Below are 19,921 nucleotides of genomic sequence, written 5' to 3' on the forward strand. Positions count from 1 at the left end.
TCAGCCCCGCAGGGCACTCAGCGCGCCCACCGGGTCGGTGTCCGGGGCGGCCCGGGGCCACCAGTCGTCCTCGCCCGGGTCCGATTCGTAGCCGTACCAGCGGTGGTCGTGGCCGAAGCGCAGCTGGAGGGTCCCGGCGGCGTTGGTCAGGTGGTTGCGCCGCGGCTGGAACCTCGGGAAGCCCGCCGCCGCCAGGGCGGGGCGGGCCCGGTCGAACGGGCCGGCCGGCGGATCCCACGGCGTCTCCAGGACGGCCAGCCCCTCGGCCCCGCCCTGCCGCCAGGCGGCGACCGCGCGGGCCAGGTCGGTGGTGCTGCGGCCGGTGGCGAAGGCCAGCTCGCGGTAGAGGGCCCGGGTCGTGGCGGTGAGTCCCGCCGTGGGGCGCGAGGCGGCGATACGCACCGCGTCCTGCCAGGTGGTGAGCCCGGCGAGCGGATCCACCCCCGTCGTCAGGAGCGCGTGGGCCCGGGCGGCGGCGTCCGAGGCGAGGTGGTCGAGGGACAGCGGGTCCCGGGCGCCGGGCAGCTCCGGGTACGGCGGCGGCCCGCCGGGATGCGGCGGCACCGGCAGGGGCGCGGGGAGCGGGGGGAGGAAGCGGTCGGCCAGGGCGTCCCCGGCCTCGACGGACGGCATGGCGGGGACGGCGGGGCGCTCGCGGGCGGAGTGCTCGGCGTTGCGGCGGCCCAGCTCGTCGAGAAGTTCCCGCTCGCCCCGGCCGCGCATCAACAGCAGGACGAACGGGTCGCTGTCCAGGAGCCGTGCCGTCTGGTAGCAGAGCGCCGCGACGTGTTTGCAGGGCCACCCGCGGTCCGGGCAGGAGCAGTCGGGATCGAGGTCGCCGGGGGCGGGCAGCAGCCGTATGCCGGTCTCCCCCGCCGTGTCGACCAGGGAGTGCGGCATCTCCTTGTCGAGCAGCGCGGACAGATCCCCGGGCCGGGCGGCGACGGCGTCCAGGAACGTGTCCCAGTCGACGGCGGAGAAGGTACGCAGCCGCAGCTCCGCCCGGTAGGGGCGGGGGCGGCTGCCGTGGACGTAGGCGATGACCCTGCCGGGGGTGACGGTGATCGCGGCGACGTGGCCGCCGTCGGCGTACGTACGCCCTCGTGCCAGCCGCCCCTCGTCCATGGACAGGGTCTCCAGGGCGTCCACCCAGGCCCGGCCCCACCAGCTGTCCGCGAAGGGCCCACCGGCGTCCGGGGCCCGGGCGGGCACCGCCTCGAAGGTGCGCCGCAGGTCGTCGGGGCCGGGCCGGGCTGCGGGGCGGGAGCCCGCGGCGGGGCTCACGACGCCCTCCGCAGCGACACGAGGTCGGCGAGGTCGCGGTCGCCGAGCTCCGTCAGGGCTGCCTCGCCGGAGCCGAGCACCGCGTCCGCCAGCGCCCGCTTGGATTCCAGCAGTTCCCCGATCCGGTCCTCGACGGTTCCCTCCGCGATCAGCCGGTGCACCTGCACGGGCTGGGTCTGGCCGATGCGGTACGCGCGGTCGGTGGCCTGTTCCTCGACCGCCGGGTTCCACCAGCGGTCGTAGTGGACGACGTGGGCGGCCCGGGTGAGGTTCAGGCCGGTGCCCGCCGCCTTGAGGGAGAGAAGGAAGACGGGGACCTCCGCGGACTGGAAGCGGTCCACCATGTGCTCCCGCTCGGCCACCGGCGTGCCGCCGTGCAGCAGCTGGGAGGGTATGGCGCGCGAGGCCAGGTGGGCGGAGAGCAGCCGGGCCATCGACACGTACTGGGTGAAGATCAGGACGGAGCCGTTCTCGGACAGGATCGTGTCGAGGAGCTCGTCGAGCAGGGCGAGCTTTCCCGAGCGTCCGGCGAGCCGGGTCGGCTCCTCCTTCAGGTACTGCGCGGGGTGGTTGCAGATCTGCTTGAGCGAGCCCAGCAGCTTCATGATCAGGCCCCGGCGGGTGATGCCTTCGGACTGCTCGATGAACGCCATCGTCTCGCGGACGGCGGCCTCGTAGAGCGTGGCCTGCTCCCGGGTCAGGAAGACGGGGTGATCGGTGACGGTCTTGGGCGGCAGCTCCGGCGCGATGCCCGGGTCGGACTTCCTGCGGCGCAGCAGGAAGGGGCGGACCAGCCGGGAGAGCCGCTCGACCGCTTCCTCGTTGCCCAGGCCGGCCGCGGTGCCCGTGTTCTCCACGGTCCGGGCGTGCCGGGCCCGGAACGCCTTCAGAGGGCCGAGCAGTCCCGGAGTGGTCCAGTCGAGCAGCGCCCACAGCTCGGAGAGGTTGTTCTCGACGGGTGTGCCGGTGAGCGCGACGCGGGCCGGGGCCGGGATGGTACGCAGCGCCCTCGCCGTGGAGGAGTGCGGGTTCTTCACGTGCTGGGCTTCGTCGGCGACGACGAGTCCCCAGGTGTGGGCGGCGAGCTGCTCCGCGCTGGAACGCATCGTGCCGTACGTCGTGAGGACGAAGCCGGCGTCCTGGCCGCCGAGGGACCGGTCCGTGCCGTGGAAGCGGCGCACCGGGACACCGGGCGCGAAGCGGTTGATCTCGCGGTGCCAGTTGCCGAGGAGGGAGGCGGGGCAGACCACCAGGGTGGGCGCGGCGTGGGCGCGGTGCAGGTGGAGCGCGATGACGGTGATGGTCTTGCCCAGGCCCATGTCGTCGGCGAGGCAGCCGCCGAGGCCCAGCGAGGTCATCCGGTCCAGCCAGGCCAGCCCGCGCAGCTGGTAGTCGCGCAGGGTGGCGTCGAGTCCGGGGGGCGGCGGGAGGGTGGCGTCCTCGTCCAGGACGCGCGCACGGAGTTCGGCGAGAGCGCCGACGGGAACGGCCTCGACCTGTTCGCCGTCGACCTCGGCGCTGCCGGTCAGGGCGACGGCGAGGGCGCCGACCGGGTCGAGCAGGCCGAGCTCCCGCTTGCGGGCCTTGCGTACGAGGTCGGGGTCGACGACCACCCACTGGTCGCGCAGCCGCACCACCGGCCGGTGGGCCTCGGCCAGTGTGTCCATCTCGGCCTCGGTGAGCCGCTCGTCCCCGAGGGAGAGCTGCCAGTCGAACGCGAAGAGCCGTTCCGCGTCGAAGAAGGACGTGCCGTCGGTGGCCGATCCCGGTGCCGGTCCGACGACGGCCGCGGCGGTCAGCGAGCGGGCGAGTTCCCTGGGCCAGTGGACCGCCACGCCCGCCTCCGCGAGCCGGGCCCCGGCCTGGCCGAGCAGCTCGTACAGCTCGTCCTCGGCAAGGGCGAGCACATCGGGGACGGGCTGGTCGAGCAGCCTCTCCAGCGGGGGCCAGACACGTGCGGCGCGGCGCAGCGCCAGCACCGCGTCGATCCTGGACCTCGGCCCGAACGGCTCGCCGGCCCCGCCGCTCCAGAGCGTGGCCGCGTCGGTGACGTAGGTGGGGTCGGCAAGGCTGTGCACCTGGGTGACGGCGGCGGCCGCGTGGCGGGCGGCGGCCGGCGGCCCGTGCGTCTCCGCGTCCGCCTCCGGCTGCGCGGGGGGACCGGAGGTCTCGAAGAGGTCGTACGCGGACAGGTCGAGTCGGAGGGAGACGCGGACTCCCGCGTCGAGTCCCGCGGCCACCTCGACGGCCCAGGCACGGGCACCCGGAAGGTGCTGTGCCTCGATCGCGGCGAAGGGCGCCCCCAACGCGTGTGCCGCGGCGGGTGTGCGGGGCAGGGTGTCGGCGACGGCGTCGAGGAAGGCGCCGAGCAGGGCCTGGGGCTCGGGGACCCGCAGGGGCGTGCCGTCCAGCGGGACCGCGTACCCCTCCGGGGGCATCGATGCGGCGACGGCTCTCAGGTGGGCGATGTCCTCGGCGTCGCGGGGGCCGGCCCTCCAGGCGTCATGGTCCTCGGAGGTGAGCCCGGGCAGCAGCCTGCCGCGTGCCACCAGGGTGAGCGCGTGCAGCGTGGCGGCGCCCCAGGCGCGGGTGGCAGGGTGGGCCACGGCCCGGTGCCGGGCTCCGGCGAGCAGGGGCACGGCGTCCGCGACGGGGAGCAGCACGGCGGGCACCGTACGGCGCCGGGCACCGTCGGCGCCGTCGCGCACGAGGACCGTCAGCTCGGCGGCGGCTGGGACGGCTCCCCCACCACCGCCGTCCGCCCCGCCCGCGCGGTTCGGCTCGCCACTCCTCGGCAGCCCGGGCCACGGCCCGTCGGCTCCCGCGAGGCCGGCCGTCCCCGTGGGGTCCCAGAAGGCCATGCGACCGTCCCTGGGAAGCTCTGCCGGCAGGAAGACCGCCGCACACCGCAGGAGCGCGTCGACCGACTCGTCATGCCGCCGCTGTGCCATGCCCACCGCCCTCCCGCCCCTCGCCACGGTCGTGTTCCCGCTGTTCCGGGAAGTCTAGGCGGGAGGTACGACAACGCCCGCCCCGGCCGCGTGCGCCCCAGCCGCAAGCGGGCAGAGCGGCCGGAACTCAGCCCGAACCGTCGGCCCGATCGGTGCGAGCCTCGTCCGTTGCGGCCCGGTCGGGCGGTGGCGCGGGGTCCAGCGGGTCGGGCAGCCCCAGGTCCGGCAGCAGCGGGTCCGGCAGCACCGGATCGGGTGCGAGCGGATCGGGCAGCGGGGTCCGGGTGCCCGGCGGCTGGTGGGCACCCGGACCGGCGAGTGGATCCGGCGTGAGCCCGTCCGGCGGTGACGGCTCGGTGGCCGGTGCCTCCGCCCGGTCCGGCCCCGTCGCCGGCTGCTCCGGCTCGTCCTGCGACGGCCCGGCCCCGTCCGTACTCCGCGCTGCCTGGGGCGGCTGTGCAGCACGTTCCAGGAAGCGGAGCAGCTCGACGGGGAACGGCAGCACCAGCGTGGAGTTCTTCTCCGCCGCGACGGCGACGATGGTCTGCAGCAGACGCAGTTGCAGCGCCGCCGGCTGGGCCGACATCTCGTGGGCCGCCTGGGCCAGCTTCTTCGACGCCTGGAGTTCCGCGTCGGCGTTGATGACCCGTGCGCGCCGCTCCCGGTCGGCCTCGGCCTGCCGTGCCATGGAGCGCTTCATGGTCTCGGGCAGCGACACGTCCTTGATCTCGACACGGTCGATCTGCACACCCCAGCCGACCGCCGGACTGTCGATCATCAGTTCCAGCCCTTGGTTGAGCTTCTCCCGGTTCGACAGCAGATCGTCCAGGTCGCTCTTACCGATGATCGACCGGAGGGAGGTCTGTGCCATCTGCGAGACGGCGAACCGGTAGTCCTCCACTGCGATCACGGCGCTCGCCGGATCCACGACCTTGAAGTAGATGACCGCGTCCACGCGGACCGTCACGTTGTCCCTCGTGATCCCGTCCTGCGCGGGGACGGGCATCGTCACGATCTGCATGTTCACCTTGTGGAGACGGTCCATGCCGGGAACGATCAGCGTGAAACCCGGAGGACGCACCCGCTCGTGCAGCCGACCGAACCGGAGGACCACGCCCCGCTCGTACTGCTTGACGACCCGCGCCGCCGACATGGCATACACCGCGGCGACCGCACAGATCGCCACGATTGCGATCACAAGCACCTGCACCATCACGGCCCCCTGCCTCAGACAGTGCGTCCGAGCGTCTACCCGAGCGCCTTTTACCACGATATGCCTGCTTTGTGCACTCGTCGAACCCCTGTCCGGGTGCCCGTGGCCCGGCCGGCCGCGCACCGGATGCCGGCCCCTCCGGGACCGGGCAGGGTGGCCAGCGCCAGCACGTCTCTGTGACGTACCGATGAGCCGGACGAGCAGACGAGGACCCCGCCATGTCCGTCACCGCGACAGCCCTCCCCACCGACCTCCGCCGGCGCCGCGCGGGCGTCGCCGTCGGCGCCGCACTGCTCACGCTCACCGTCTCGGGCTGTTCGGGCCTGGGCCGGACCGCTGTGGGGCCGGTCACCTACACCACCGGGGGCGACATGGTCGTGAGCGTGCACAGCCCGTCGGTGAAGGGGTGCCACCGCATGGCGCCCGCCGGGGCGCAGACGGTCGCCAACAGGACCCTCATCGACATGGTCCTGTACCGCACACCCGACTGCACCGGAAGCGGGACCACCTATGTGCCCACCACGGTCACCGACGTCACGGCCCCGCGCACTCTGCCCTGGCGCAGCTACCGGTTCATCCACTGACCGCCGGGCCCCGGCCTCCCCGCTCTCCGCACCACACTGGGCTCCCGCGCCCCCGACACCGGACGGCCGGGCCCGGGCGCACGTCCTCGTCCGCCTCCGGCCGCGGGGAACGCCGTCCGGGCGCCGCCGGTGATCCGTCCGACGTGGGGGAAGCGGCCGCCCGGACCACGGTCGGGGACAGTCGCCGTCAGGAGCGGTGGGCGTCAGGGACAGTCGCGTCGGGGGTGATCGCGGTCAGGAGCGGTCGTCAGGGCGGTCGTCGAAGCGGGCCGCCCGCAGGTACTCCGGGTTCGGGTCCAGTGCGGCGGCCAGCCGGAAGTGCCGGGTCGCCTGCTCCGGGCGGCCGGCGCGCTGGAAGGTGCGGGCCAGGGCGAAGTGCGCGAAGGCGTTGTCCGGTTCCCTCTCCAGGACCAGCTCGAACTCCAGCTCCGCCGGACGCAGCTGTGCCGCAGCGAAGAAAGCCCGCGCGCGCAGGAGGCGGGCGGCCGTGTTCTCCGGGTGGGCGGCTATCACCGAGTCGAGGAGCTTGACCGCACCCCGGGGGTCCCGCGCGGCGAGCAGCTGCTCCGCCGCCCGGAAATCGATGACATGGGTCTCCGGGTTGTTCTCGGGCACCGTCACATCCTTCCCCTGGCCTTCCGGTCTTCAACGTGGCGCGGGCTGCCGGTATTCCGGGCCGGCCACGCCCGGGGGCACGGTACGCGCTCCTCGTGCCCCCCTCAGGCCGCGCCTCAGCGGTCGGCGGCCCGCTCCTTCAGCTCCGCCCAGACCTTGCGGACCTGCGGTTCCAGCTCCTCCAGGGGCCCGTCGTTGTCGATGACCAGATCGGCGACGGCCAGCCGCTGCTCCCGCGCGGCCTGCGCCGTCATCCTCGCGCGGGCGTCGGACGGGGTCATGCCGCGGAGCCGTACGAGCCGGTCGAGCTGGGTCTCGGGGGCGGCGTCCACGACGACCACCACGTCGTAGAGGGGGGCGAGGGCGTTCTCCGTGAGCAGCGGGACGTCGTGGACGACGACCGCGTCCGGGCCCGCCGCCCTCTCCTGCTCGGCGGAGCGGGCGGCGACGAGCGGGTGGACGATGGCGTTGAGCGCCGCCAGGCGGTCCGGGTCGGCGAAGACGATCGCGCCGAGCGCGGGCCGGTCCAGCGTGCCGTCGGCCGCCAGCACGCCGGGACCGAAGGTCTCCACCACGGAAGCGAGCCCGGGGGTACCGGGCTCGACGACCTCACGCGCGATCCTGTCGGCGTCGACCACCACGGCGCCGTAGCCCGCGAGCAGTCGTGACACTTCGCTCTTGCCGGCGCCGATCCCGCCGGTCAGGCCCACTTTCAGCATGCGCCGAGCCTAACGGCTTCCCTGTGGCCCGTGGCCCGGGCCGTCAGCGACCGGCCGCTCAGGAGTCACCCTCCCGTTCGGCCAGGAAGCGTTCGAACTCGAGGCCGATCTCGTCGGCCGAGGGGAGGTCGGAGGGTTCCGCGACGAGGTTGCCGCGGGTCTCGGAGCCCGCGACCGCGTCGTACTGGTGCTCCAGACCCTCGACGAGGGCGACGAGTTCCTCGTCGCCCTGGCCGACCTGCCGGTCGATCTCGGTCTGGGTCCGGTGCGCCTCCGTGCGCAGCGTGTGCGCCACCGTCGGCAGGACGAGGCCCGTCGCCGCGGTGATCGCCTCGAGCGCGGTGAGGGCGGCGTCCGGGTAGGCGGACCGGGCGACGTAGTGCGGCACGTGGGCGGCGACGCCGAGGACGTCGTGACCGGACTCCATCAGCCGGTACTCGACGAGCGCCTCTGCGGAACCGGGGACCTGTGCCTCCTCGAACGGGCTGCGGTGACCGGGCATCAGGTCGGTGCGGTTGCCGTGCGGGGTGAGGCCGACCGGGCGGGTGTGCGGGACTCCCATCGGAATGCCGTGGAAGTTGACCGCCAGGCGGACACCGAGCCGCTCGACGATCTCCTCGACGGCGGCGGCGAACCGCTCCCACTCCACGTCGGGCTCGGGCCCCGACAGCAGCAGGAAGGGCGCGCCGGTGGCGTCCTGCACCACCCGCACGTCGAGCGTCGGGGCCTCGAAGGCCGTCCAGCGGTCGCGCCGGAATGTCAGCAGCGGGCGGCGCGCTCGGTAGTCGACGAGACGGTCGTGGTCGAAGCGGGCCACGATCTGGTGCGGCAGCGTCTCGAGCAGGCCGTCGACGATCTGCTCGCCGGTCTCGCCCGCGTCGATGTATCCGTCGAAGTGGTAGAGCATGACCAGGCCGGCCGACTCCTGGGCGAGCGCCATGTCGACGACGGCCAGGCCCTTCGGCTCCCATTCGTACAAACTCTGCGGATCAGGCACGGTTACCGCTCCTCCTCGTGTTCCCCGGAGACAACACCCCGCGCGGCGCCCGCATTCCCGTCCGCGCCGCTTTCGCTCCTCGTGCGAGGACGCGGGTGTGCGCGGGCGCACGCCACGGCCGCCGTGCGGGCTACGCGCTGCCGGATTCGGTGCGGTGAGGCGGTCAACGGCGAACTAGTCATGCCCGGCCGCCTGTTGAGCGGTCCGCGGGCCGGCGCCTCCGGGCCCCTCCTGCCGGTCGGTGGCCCCCCGCGCCGGTGCGGCCCGGGGCCGCAGGAGGGCGGAAGCCCGGACGGCGAGCCGCTCCGGCGGCCGCGACGCACCGCACGGCCGGGGCCGGTTCGCAGCCCCGGGAAGGGCTCCCGCCCCGCCGCAGACGTACGGCCTCCGCTCGTCCGCGGTACGACGACAGCCGGAGACACGAGTGAGGCCCGCCCCCCGAAGGGAGCGGGCCTCACCTACAGCTCTCCAGCTACCGCAGCCGATGAGCGACCGGGATCAGAGCGTCAGCTCTGGCCGCCGGCCAGCTTCTCGCGCAGCGCGGCCAGGGCCTCGTCCGACGCCAGGGCGCCGGAGTTGTCCGCCGACTCCGAGGAGTACGAGCCGCCACCGCTGCCGCCGGAGGCAGCCGGGGCGTTGCCACCGGCCGGGGCCGCAGCGCCCTCGGCCGCAGCGGCCTCGTCGGCCTCGCGGGACTTGATGACCTGGGCCTGGTGCTGCTCGAAGCGCTGCTGCGCCTCGGCGTACTGGGTCTCCCAGACCTCGCGCTGCGCCTCGAAGCCCTCGAGCCAGTCGTTGGTCTCGGGGTCGAAGCCCTCGGGGTAGATGTAGTTGCCCTGGTCGTCGTACGACGCGGCCATGCCGTACAGCGTCGGGTCGAACTCGACCGAAGCCGGGTCGCCGCCGAAGGCCTCGTTGGCCTGCTTCAGCGAGAGGCTGATGCGACGGCGCTCGAGGTCGATGTCGATGACCTTGACGAAGATCTCGTCGTTGACCTGGACGACCTGCTCCGGGATCTCCACGTGGCGCTCGGCCAGCTCGGAGATGTGGACCAGACCCTCGATGCCCTCGTCGACGCGCACGAACGCACCGAAGGGAACGAGCTTGGTGACCTTACCGGGAACGACCTGCCCGATCTGGTGCGTGCGGGCGAACTGCTGCCACGGGTCTTCCTGCGTCGCCTTGAGCGACAGGGAGACGCGCTCGCGGTCCATGTCCACGTCGAGGACCTCGACGGTGACTTCCTGGCCGACCTCGACAACCTCGGAGGGGTGGTCGATGTGCTTCCAGGAGAGCTCGGAGACGTGCACGAGACCGTCGACGCCGCCCAGGTCCACGAAGGCACCGAAGTTGACGATCGAGGAGACGACGCCGGAGCGGACCTGACCCTTCTGCAGGGTGGTGAGGAACGTCTGGCGCACCTCGGACTGGGTCTGCTCGAGCCAGGCACGGCGGGACAGGACCACGTTGTTGCGGTTCTTGTCCAGCTCGATGATCTTGGCCTCGAGCTCCTTGCCCACGTAGGGCTGGAGGTCGCGGACACGACGCATCTCGACGAGCGACGCCGGGAGGAAGCCGCGGAGGCCGATGTCGAGGATGAGACCACCCTTGACGACCTCGATGACGGTACCGGTGACGATGCCGTCTTCTTCCTTGATCTTCTCGATGGTGCCCCAGGCACGCTCGTACTGAGCGCGCTTCTTCGAGAGGATCAGGCGGCCTTCCTTGTCCTCCTTCTGGAGAACCAGGGCCTCGATCTCGTCGCCGACCTTGACGACCTCGTTCGGGTCGACGTCGTGCTTGATCGAGAGCTCGCGGCTCGGGATGACGCCTTCGGTCTTGTAACCGATGTCGAGGAGAACCTCGTCCCGGTCAACCTTGACGATGACACCGTCAACGATGTCGCCGTCGTTGAAGTACTTGATCGTCTCGTCGATCGCCGCGAGGAACGCGTCCGCGTCGCCGATGTCGTTGACCGCAACCTGCGGAGTGGTGGCGGTGGTCTCGGTGCTGCTCGTCATGTGGGAAAGGGCTCCGGTACGGACAGTGAGTCGTAGGTACTGCTACGCCGAAAGCCCGTATCGCCTCTGCAGACGCCGGACAGCCTGGAAAGCACCGCCCCGGAGATCGGGAGGCACCTCGACAACCGAGGGGGCATGCAACAGACGCGAGCGCGGCCTGCTAGGTCTGAGGCGCGCAGGCTCGCAGCGCAACTTGTAGCATACGGGGGCAGCCGGACAGGGTCAATGCGCGAAGGCGCACACCCGGGGCACAACACCCCAATCCCGGCACAACTCACGTTCACCGAGGCCACATCGGTTCCGGCGGACACGCGGCGCGCGCGGACCTGCTCACCGGTACGCCCCGGGGGCGGCCCGCGCGGCAGGTGAAGGCAAACTACAGCGACGGGCACGATGAGCCAAGAGATCTACGACCCCGAACCCGAAGCGACCCGCCGGGACGCCGGTGCGGCGGAGAGCAGCCGGGCCAGTCGCGGCTGGTGGGACCGGAACGCCGACGCGTACCAGAGCGACCACGGGGCCTTCCTGGGGGACGACCGCTTCGTCTGGGGCCCCGAGGGCCTCGACGAGGCCGAGGCCGCCCTGCTGGGCCCCGCCGAGGCCCTGAAGGGCCGGCGCGTACTGGAGATCGGCGCCGGCGCCGCCCAGTGCTCGCGCTGGCTGGCCGCCCGCGGCGCCCGCCCCGTCGCCCTGGACCTCTCCCACCGCCAGCTCCAGCACGCCCTGCGGATCGGCGGCGACGTCCCGCTCGTGGAGGCCGACGCCGGACGGCTCCCCTTCCGGGACGGCACCTTCGACCTGGCCTGCTCCGCCTACGGCGCGGTGCCCTTCGTCGCCGACCCCGTCCAGGTCTTCCGCGAGGTGCACCGGGTCCTGCGCCCCGGGGCCCGCTGGGTCTTCTCGGTGACCCATCCCGTCCGCTGGGCCTTCCCCGACGAGCCCGGCCCGGAAGGCCTCTCCGTCGCCGCCTCCTACTTCGACCGCGTTCCCTACGTCGAGCAGGACGAGCGGGGCGACGCCGTGTACGTCGAGCACCACAGGACGCTCGGGGACCGGGTACGCGACGTGGTGGCGGGCGGCTTCCGGCTCCTGGACCTGGTGGAGCCGGAGTGGCCGGCCTGGAACGACCAGGAGTGGGGCGGCTGGTCCCCCCTGCGCGGCAACCTCATCCCGGGCACCGCGATCTTCGTCTGCGAGCGCGACCGCCGCACCTGGTGAGCGCGCGGCCGGACCGGACCCGGCGGCGCCCGGCGGCCCCGGCGTACGAGACTGGGTGCGTGATCCGTACCGACGCCCTCGGCCAGCTGCCCGTACGCACCGCTGTCCCCGCCCTGGAGCAGGCACTCGACGACCGCGGGGTGGCGGTCCTCTGCGCGCCGCCCGGCACCGGCAAGACGACCCTCGTCCCCCTGGTGCTCGCCGGACTGACCGGCGGCGGCCCGGTGCGCCGTGTGCTCGTCGCCGAGCCCCGGCGCATCGCGGCCCGGGCGGCGGCGCGGCGGATGGCGTGGCTGCTCGGCGAACAGCCCGGCGCACGCGTCGGCTTCACCGTGCGCGGAGAGCGCGTGGTGGGTCCCGGGACGGTGGTGGAGGTCGTGACCACCGGTGTCCTGCTCCAGCGGCTGCAGCGCGACCAGGAACTGGCCGGCGTCGACGTGGTGATCGTCGACGAGTGCCACGAGCGCCACCTGGACGCCGACACGGTCGCCGCGTTCCTCCTGGACGTACGGGCGGCGATCAGGCCGGACCTGCGGCTCGTCGCGGCGTCGGCGACGACGGACGCCGAGGGCTGGGCGCGGCTGCTGGGCGACGCGCCCGTCGTCGAGGCGCGGGGGGTGTCCCATCCGGTGGAGGTGGTGTGGGCCCCGCCGCCCGTCCCCGTACGGGCGCCGCACGGGATGCGGGTCGATCCCGCGCTGCTCACGCACGTGGCCGCCGTGGTGCGCCGGGCGCTCGCCGAGCGGGACGGTGACGTGCTCTGCTTCCTGCCGGGTGTCGGGGAGATCGGCCGGGTGGCCGGGCAGCTGGACGGCGTGGCCGCCGAGGTGCTCCAGGTCCACGGACGCGCCCCCGCGGCCGTCCAGGACGCGGTGCTGGCCGGGGCGCCCGGGGGGCGACGGGTGGTCCTGGCGACGTCCGTGGCCGAGTCGTCCCTGACGGTGCCCGGCGTGCGGGTCGTCGTCGACTCGGGGCTGGCCAGGGAGCCGCGTACCGATCACGCCCGGGGGCTGAGCGCGCTGACGACGGTACGGGCGTCACAGGCGGCGGGGCGCCAGCGCGCGGGCCGGGCGGGGCGTGAGGCACCGGGCACGGTGTACCGCTGCTGGGACCAGGCCGAGGACGGCCGGCTCGCCCGCTTCCCGTCCCCGGAGATCAGGGTGGCCGACCTGACGGCGTTCGCGCTCCAGGCGGCCTGCTGGGGCGATCCGGACGCCTCCGGCCTGGCGCTGCTCGATCCGCCGCCGGCCGGGGCCATGGCCGCCGCCCGCGAGGTGCTGACGGCGGTCGGCGCGGTGGATACGGCGGGGCGGGTGACCGGCCGGGGGACGCGGATGTCCCGCCTCGGACTGCATCCCCGCCTCGCGCGCGCCCTGCTGGACGGCGCCCCGGAGGTCGGCGCCCGGCGGGCCGCGGAGGTGGTGGCCCTGCTGAGCGAGGCACCGCCCCGGGCCTACGGGGACGACCTGGCGGCCGCCCTGCGTACCGCCCGGCGGGGCGGGGACGCCTACGCCGCACGGTGGCGGCAGGAGGTCCGCAGGCTCTCGTCCGCCCGCGACGAAGCGCCCCGCGAAGGAGCGGCCCGGGGGCGGCACGGCGGGGAGGGGACCGGCGGCTCCGGGGCCGGCACGGACGACGCGGCCGCCGGACTGGTCGCCGCCCTCGCCTTCCCGGAGCGGGTGGCACGGGCCCGGGGCGGCGGCGCCTTCCTCATGGCGTCGGGCACCGGCGCGGAGCCCGGGGAGGGGTCGGGGCTGCGCGGTGCCCCCTGGCTGGCCGTCGCGGTCGCCGACCGTCCTGCGCACGCCGCGTCGGCCCGCGTGCGGCTGGCCGCGGTCATCGACGAGGACACGGCACGGCTGGCGGCCGGTCATCTGGAGTTCTCGGGCGAGGAGGTCCGCTGGGCGGACGGTGACGTGGTGGCACGTGCCGTGGAACGTCTGGGCGCCGTCGAACTGTCGGCCCGCGTGCTGCGGCAGCCGGCCCCCGGCCTGGTGCGTGAGGCGCTGCGGGAGGGCCTGCGGCGCGAGGGACTCGGGATGCTGCGCTGGACCCGCGACAGCGAGCAGCTGCGGCTGCGGCTCGCCTTCCTGCACCGGGTCCTGGGGGCACCGTGGCCGGACGTGTCGGACGCCGCGCTGTCGGCGCGCACCGAGGAGTGGCTGGAGCCGGAACTGTCGCGGGCCAGGCGCCGCGCGGACCTGGCGCGGATCGACGCCGGACAGGCACTGCGGCGGCTGCTGCCGTGGTCGACGGGCGACGCCGCCCGGCTGGACGAGCTCGCCCCGGAGCGCATCGAGGTACCGAGCGGCTCCAGGGTCCGGGTGGAGTACGGCGGGGAGCAGCCCGTCCTCGCGGTGAAGCTCCAGGAACTCTTCGGGCTCCGGGAGACGCCGCGGGTCGCGGGCGTGCCCGTACTGGTCCACCTGCTGTCGCCCGCCGGGCGCCCCGCCGCGGTGACCGCGGACCTGGCGTCGTTCTGGCAGGACGGCTACAAGGCCGTACGGGCCGAGCTGCGCGGCCGGTACCCGAAGCACCCGTGGCCCGAGGACCCGACGACGGTGGCCGCGACCCGCTTCACCTCCGCACGGCTGCGCCGCGGATGACGGGCGGGGTGCGGCCGGTGGGCACCGGCCGCACCCCGCCCGTACGGATCAGGCGGCGGGCGCCTGGACCGTGAGCTCGACGGTGACCGTCGCCCCGCTCTCGGTGGTGATCCGCAGGGTGTAGGTGCCCACGGTGTCGTCGGCGTGGATCTGCGGGAGCCGCAGGACTCCGTCGTCGCCGGTCGTCAGGCCGAGGGTGCGGACGGGGGCGCCGGACGCGTCCGTGAAGTACGGGCCCTTGTCGTTCACCGCGGGGGTCTCCCCCTCGGTGATCATCGTGGCCGTGACGGCGGTGCCGGCGACACCCACGCCCTTGTAGGTGGCCTTGACCTCGAGCGTGCCGGCGAACGCGGTGCCGGCGGCGGCCGTGAGGGCCTCGTCGCCGATACGGGCGATGGCGTCGGCCCGGCGGGCGGTGACGGTCGCCGTGAAGGTGAGGGTGCGCGGCGCGGCGGTACCCGCGACGGCGGTCACCGAGAACGTGCCCGTCCTCTCACCCGCCGTCAGGACCGGGGCGGTGACGGTCCCGTCGGCTCCGGTGGACAGTGTGACCGTGGACTTCCCGCCGGCGAAGCGCGCGTCCGTGTCGCCGGTGACCGTGAAGGTGACGTCCGTGCCGGCGAGCGGGGCACCGAGGGTGTCCCTGGCCCGCACGCCGACGCGTTCGGCGAACTCCTCGCCCGCCGTGGCGGTGAGGGGGCCGGTACCCGCGTTCTCCAGGCTGCCGAACCTCGCGGGCGGCGTGGGCGTCGGTGTGGGGGCCGGCCCGGTGGTGGGCGGTTTCGGTTCGGCGGTGGGCGGCTTCGGCTCGGCGGGCGGGGTCGGCTTCGGCGACGGACCGGACGTGCCCTTCCCGCCCGTGCCCTTACCGCCCGGGCCCGGTGTGCCGGGGGACGGGTCCGCGGCGGTGTGCCCGCCGGGCGGCGTGGGCGAGGGCGAGAGGGTGGAGCCGCTGCTCCTGTCGGCGGGCAGGACGCCCGTACCGTCCGGAACCTCGTGGGTACCGCGCTTGTAGAACTCGAACCAGGAGCGCACCGTGCGCAGGTACTCCCGCGAGTGGTTGTAGCTCAGCACGGCCCGGTCGAGGTCTGCGGCCACGGCCAGGTCGCGCGTGCCCGCGCAGAGGTACCGTCCGGCGGCCAGCGCCGCGTCGTAGATGTTGTTGGGGTCCTTGCGCCCGTCACCGTTGCCGTCCTGCGCCCAGGTCGCCCAGGTCTGCGGGATGAACTGCATCGGGCCGACGGCCCGGTCGTGGGTGGAGTCCCCGTCGTACGCACCGCCGTCGGTGTCCTTGATGAGGGCGAACCCCTGGCCGTTGAGGGCCGGGCCGAGGATCGGGGAGAAGGTGGTGCCGTCGGCGTCGACCTTGCCGCCGCGTGCCTGCCCCGACTCGACCTTGCCGATCGCGGCGAGGAGCTGCCACGGCAGCCTGCAGGCGGGATCGGTACCCGCGACCTCCTGCTCGGCCTTCTTGTACGCGGCCAGGACGGAGGCCGGTATGCCTGATTCCGCCGTGCCGGTCACCGGCAGATTCACGGACGTACCGGGCTTGCCGGGGGTGTTGAGCGGGGGCAGGTCCGTGTAGTACGGCGAGTTGCCGGTCGCCGCTCCCTCGCCGTCGGCGGCGGTACCGGCTGCCGGCTGGTCACCCCCCGCCGTACTACCGGCGAGTGGCGAGCCGGGAGCCTGGGAGGCGGACAGGGCTGCCACCGCGGCAGCCGCCACCGCGGTGGTGGTGGCCCCCCTGCGAAGCCGACGGCCGAATTGCGCTGCCATACGTTCTGGTCCTCCCCGTCGACGGCTGTTCGCGCTCCCCAGCGCGAGGACTCAGGCGACCCTACGGCAACTCCCGCAGCCACAACACCGGCCCACGAGCGCTTCTTACCGACTTTTCACGTTCCGGTCGCCGCCTCGTACCCGAACGCGTCCGAAGTGCTCCGAAGTCCTCCGAAGTGTTCCCGACTCCCCCGGCCGCCGGGTTTCGTGACGGCCCGTCCCGGTGCAGGTCGCACGGCCCGCACCGGGGTCCCGGGCCCCGGCCACACGCGCGGTCGGCGGCCCGGTGCGGGTGACGGGTGCTCACGCATACGTGCCGCCATGCCGTTCACGCTCAGCCATGCCGCGGCCGTGCTCCCGGGAATCCGCCGGTCCGGAACGGGCCGCGGCCCCCTGGCCGCCTCCGCCCTCGTCGCCGGTTCGTTCGCACCCGACCTGACCTACTACGCCGACACGGCCGTCCCCGGCGCGATGGAGTTCGGCGCGGTGACCCACGCCCCGTGGGGGGTTCTCACCGTCGACGTGCTCCTCACCGGAGCACTGGTCGCCCTGTGGCTGATGCTGCGTGAACCCCTGGTGGCGCTGCTCCCGGCCGCCTCCCAGGGGCGCGTCCACGCCTTCCTGCGGGGGCGGCCACGGGCACCCGGCCGCCCGGCCCCGTCCGAGGCCGCGTGGTTCGTCCTGTCCGCGGTCATCGGCTCGGGCACCCACGTCGTATGGGACGCCTTCACCCACCACGGCCGGTGGGGCACCGAACTGATCCCCGTCCTCGGCCGGAGCGTCGGCGGCCACCCGGTCTTCCAGCTCGTCCAGTACGGGAGTTCGGCCGTCGGCCTGAGCGTCCTCGTGTGGTTCACCCGCGCCGGTCTGCGGCAGGCCGGGCCCGTCCCCCCGCCGCCGTCCGTACCCGTGCTCGGCCGGAGCCGGCGCCGCCGGGCCGGCGCGCTGCTCACCGTGTGCGTGCTGCTGGGCGTACTCCACCGGTGCGCCCGCTGGTACGTCTACTTCGGGCACATCGACACCCCGCTCGACATCATCCCCACCGCCTGCTTCGGAGCGGGGGCGGGTCTCGCCGCCGGACTCCTGCTGTACGGGGTGTGGATGCGGCTGCGCGGACGGCCCGGCACCCGGCTCGCGGACGGGCCCGGAGCGGAGACCGCCCGGGCCCGTCCGGCCGGCAAGGACGCCGGCTGACCGCGATCAGTGCGCGGCCGACTCCCAGTCCGTGCCGACCCCGACGGACACGTCCAGCGGCGCACGCAGCTCCACCGCCGTGGACATCTCATGGCGCAGGATCTCCTCCACCTGCTTCCGCTCGCCCTTCGCGATCTCCAGGACGATTTCGTCATGGACCTGGAGCAGCATCCGCGACGCCAGCCCCGCCCCGGTCAGCGCCCGGTCCACGTGCAGCATCGCGACCTTCACGATGTCGGCGGCCGTCCCCTGGATCGGCGCGTTCAGCGCCATCCGCTCCGCCGTCTCACGCCTCTGACGGTTGTCGCTGTTCAGGTCGGGCAGATACCGGCGCCGGCCGAAGATCGTCTCCGTGTACCCGGTGGCCCTGGCCTCCTCCACGACCCGGCGCAGATAGTCACGGACACCGCCGAACCGCTCGAAGTAGGTGTCCATCAGCCTGCGCGCCTCACCGGCCTCGATGTTCAGCTGCTGCGACAGACCGAACGCGGAGAGACCGTAGGCCAGCCCGTACGACATCGCCTTGATCTTGCGGCGCATCTCCGCGTCGACCGCCGACGTGTCGACGCCGAACACCTGCGAGGCGACGGTGGTGTGCAGGTCCTCCCCCGACGTGAACGCCTCGATCAGCCCGGCGTCCTCCGACAGGTGCGCCATGACCCGCAGCTCGATCTGGCTGTAGTCCGCCGTCATCAGCGTCTCGAAACCCTCGCCGACGACGAACCCTCGGCGGATGGCCCGCCCCTCGTCCGTACGCACGGGGATGTTCTGGAGGTTCGGGTCGGTGGAGGAGAGCCGCCCCGTCGCCGCGACCGTCTGGTTGAACGTGGTGTGGATACGGCCGTCCGCACCGATCGTCTTGATCAGCCCCTCGACCGTGACCCGCAGCTTGGCCTGCTCACGGTGGCGCAGCATGATGACCGGCAGTTCGTGCTCGGTCTGCCCCGCCAGCCAGGCCAGGGCGTCGGCGTCCGTGGTGTAGCCCGTCTTCGTCTTCTTCGTCCTGGGCAGCGCCAGCTCGCCGAACAGGACCTCCTGCAGCTGCTTGGGCGAGCCGAGGTTGAACTCGTGGCCCACCGCGGCGTGCGCCTCCTTCACCGCCTGCTGCACAGCGCCGGCGAACTGCTGCTCCATGCCTTCCAGATGCGCCCGGTCGGCGGCGATGCCGTGCCGCTCCAGCCGGGCCAGCATGATCGAGGTCGGCAACTCCATGTCATGCAGAAGCCCGGTGGCGCCGACCTCCTCCAGACGCGTCGTGAACGCCTCCGAGAGGTCGAGCACGGCCCGCGCCTGCGCCATCAGGGCGTCGGCCTCCGCACGGTCGTCCGCGCCGAAGGCCAGCTGCCCGTCGGCCGCCGGGGCGGGGGCCAGTTCCCGGCCGAGGTACTCCACCGCCAGCGCGTCCAGGGCGAAGGAACGGCGCCCCGGCTTGACCAGGTAGGCGGCGAGCGCGGTGTCCATCGCGACACCCTCCAGCCGCCACCCCTGTTCCGGGAAGACCCGCAGGGCGTTCTTGGCGTTGTGCAGGACCTTGGGCCGCTGCGGATCCGCGATCCACGCGGCGAGCGCCTGCTCGTCGGCCTCCCCGAGCTCGGCCGGATCCAGCCAGGCGGCCGCCCCGTCGGCGGCGGCCAGCGCGATCTCCGTGACCGTGCCCGTGCCCAGCGACCAGGTGTCCACCGTCATGACGCCCAGGGGCTGGCGCCCACGGGCCTCCAGCCACGGGGCGACCTCGCCCTCCCCCAGCACCGCACCGTCCAGCTCGATACCCGCCGCGGGCTCCGGGGCCTTCGCCTCGGCGGCCCCCGGATCGACGGCGAGCAGCCGCTCACGCAGGCTCGGGTTACGGATCTCCAGGATGTCCAGCACCCCGGTGACCGCCGTGCGGTCGTACGGAGCACGCTCGAGATCGGCGGGGAGCTTCGGCAGCTCCACGTCACGGACCATCTCGGTCAGGACGCGGTTCATCTTCACCGCGTCCAGGTGGTCCCGGAAGTTCTGGCCCGCCTTGCCCTTCACCTCGTCGGCCCGCTCCACCAGCTCCGCGAACGAACCGAACTGGTTGATCCACTTCGCCGCCGTCTTCTCCCCCACCCCGGGGATGCCCGGCAGGTTGTCCGACGGGTCCCCCCGCAGCGCCGCGAAGTCCGGGTACTGGGCCGGCGTGAGGCCGTACTTCTCCAGCACCTTCTCCGGCGTGAAGCGCGTCAGCTCCGAAACGCCCTTCGTCGGGTACAGCACCGTCACGTTCTCCGTGATCAGCTGGAAGGAGTCACGGTCACCCGTGACGATCAGCACCTCGAACCCGGCCGCCTCGGCCTGCGTGGCCAGCGTCGCGATCACGTCGTCCGCCTCGAAACCGTCCACCGCGAACCGGTCGGCGCGCATCGCGTCCAGCAGCTCGCCGATCAGCTCCACCTGCCCCTTGAACTCGTCAGGGGTCTTGGAACGGTTCGCCTTGTACTCGGGGAACTCCTGAGCGCGCCACGTCTTGCGCGACACGTCGAACGCCACCGCGAAATGCGTGGGCGCCTCGTCGCGCAGCGTGTTCGCCAGCATCGACATGAAGCCGTACACGGCATTGGTCGGCTGCCCCGTCGCCGTCGTGAAATTCTCCGCGGGCAGCGCAAAGAACGCCCGGTACGCCAGGGAGTGCCCGTCCATCAGGAGCAGGCGCGGTCGGTTGTCTGCCGTCTTCTTCGATGCCGTCTCAGCCACGCCCCCGATCCTGCCACGGACCACT

Annotated in this window: 13 protein-coding genes; 4 read left to right on the forward strand and 9 right to left on the reverse strand. The window is 73.6% G+C overall.

The window, feature by feature from the left end:
- The 3 genes from BA175_RS17320 to BA175_RS17330 all read right to left on the reverse strand — a co-directional run bounded on the left by BA175_RS17320 (window position 1) and on the right by BA175_RS17330 (window position 5,448).
- Entirely contained in the window at window positions 1-1,284 is a 1,284-nt protein-coding gene (locus BA175_RS17320) for an SWIM zinc finger family protein (RefSeq protein WP_069172336.1), read from the reverse strand.
- Entirely contained in the window at window positions 1,281-4,235 is a 2,955-nt protein-coding gene (locus tag BA175_RS17325; RefSeq protein ID WP_069172337.1) for a DEAD/DEAH box helicase, read from the reverse strand. The genes BA175_RS17320 and BA175_RS17325 overlap by 4 nt, the downstream gene beginning before the upstream one ends.
- Before the next feature lie 127 nt (window positions 4,236-4,362).
- Window positions 4,363-5,448 carry a slipin family protein gene (locus BA175_RS17330; protein ID WP_079159655.1) on the reverse strand — a complete coding sequence of 362 codons (1,086 nt, stop codon included), beginning with the start codon at window positions 5,446-5,448 and terminating at the stop codon, window positions 4,363-4,365.
- Window positions 5,449-5,666: 218 nt separating this feature from the next.
- Here BA175_RS17330 and BA175_RS17335 point away from each other — a divergent pair, with 218 nt between their 5' ends.
- On the forward strand, window positions 5,667-6,032 hold the full coding sequence (locus BA175_RS17335) for a hypothetical protein (RefSeq protein ID WP_069172338.1): 366 nt from the start codon (window positions 5,667-5,669) through the stop codon (window positions 6,030-6,032).
- A gap of 234 nt (window positions 6,033-6,266) precedes the next feature.
- Here the strand turns inward: BA175_RS17335 and BA175_RS17340 are convergent, their stop codons facing one another.
- The 4 genes from BA175_RS17340 to rpsA form a co-directional block, all read right to left on the reverse strand.
- Entirely contained in the window at window positions 6,267-6,647 is a 381-nt protein-coding gene (locus BA175_RS17340; RefSeq protein ID WP_069172339.1) for a tetratricopeptide repeat protein, read from the reverse strand.
- Window positions 6,648-6,763: 116 nt separating this feature from the next.
- Complete coding sequence (gene coaE, locus BA175_RS17345) at window positions 6,764-7,366, reverse strand: dephospho-CoA kinase (RefSeq protein WP_069172340.1); 603 nt, start codon at window positions 7,364-7,366, stop codon at window positions 6,764-6,766.
- Between the two features lie 58 nt (window positions 7,367-7,424).
- Entirely contained in the window at window positions 7,425-8,363 is a 939-nt protein-coding gene (locus tag BA175_RS17350; RefSeq protein ID WP_175420860.1) for a PAC2 family protein, read from the reverse strand.
- Between the two features lie 506 nt (window positions 8,364-8,869).
- Window positions 8,870-10,384 carry a 30S ribosomal protein S1 gene (gene rpsA / locus BA175_RS17355; protein ID WP_014045325.1) on the reverse strand — a complete coding sequence of 505 codons (1,515 nt, stop codon included), beginning with the start codon at window positions 10,382-10,384 and terminating at the stop codon, window positions 8,870-8,872.
- A 393-nt stretch (window positions 10,385-10,777) separates the two neighbouring features.
- On the opposite strand from rpsA, the gene BA175_RS17360 reads away from it, so the two are divergent.
- Window positions 10,778-11,602, forward strand: coding sequence for a class I SAM-dependent methyltransferase (locus tag BA175_RS17360; protein WP_069172342.1), 825 nt, complete (start codon window positions 10,778-10,780; stop codon window positions 11,600-11,602).
- Window positions 11,603-11,661: 59 nt separating this feature from the next.
- The gene (gene hrpB / locus BA175_RS17365; RefSeq protein ID WP_069172343.1) at window positions 11,662-14,208 is read left to right on the forward strand and encodes an ATP-dependent helicase HrpB; all 2,547 of its coding nucleotides are present in this window, start codon (window positions 11,662-11,664) and stop codon (window positions 14,206-14,208) included.
- A 48-nt stretch (window positions 14,209-14,256) separates the two neighbouring features.
- Here hrpB and BA175_RS17370 read toward each other — a convergent pair whose 3' ends face one another.
- Window positions 14,257-15,984 carry a lytic transglycosylase domain-containing protein gene (locus tag BA175_RS17370; RefSeq protein WP_069172344.1) on the reverse strand — a complete coding sequence of 576 codons (1,728 nt, stop codon included), beginning with the start codon at window positions 15,982-15,984 and terminating at the stop codon, window positions 14,257-14,259.
- 321 nt (window positions 15,985-16,305) lie between these two features.
- Here BA175_RS17370 and BA175_RS17375 point away from each other — a divergent pair, with 321 nt between their 5' ends.
- Window positions 16,306-17,178: a DUF4184 family protein gene (locus tag BA175_RS17375; protein ID WP_069172345.1), complete on the forward strand. Its 873-nt coding sequence runs from the start codon at window positions 16,306-16,308 to the stop codon at window positions 17,176-17,178.
- A gap of 6 nt (window positions 17,179-17,184) precedes the next feature.
- Here the strand turns inward: BA175_RS17375 and polA are convergent, their stop codons facing one another.
- A complete protein-coding gene (polA, locus tag BA175_RS17380; protein WP_069172346.1) occupies window positions 17,185-19,896 on the reverse strand; it encodes a DNA polymerase I in 2,712 nt (903 codons plus the stop codon).
- Window positions 19,897-19,921 lie beyond the last annotated feature (25 nt).

Source organism: Streptomyces griseus, from assembly GCF_001715295.1.
In the GTDB taxonomy this organism is placed as follows: Bacteria; Actinomycetota; Actinomycetes; order Streptomycetales; family Streptomycetaceae; genus Streptomyces; species Streptomyces griseus_G.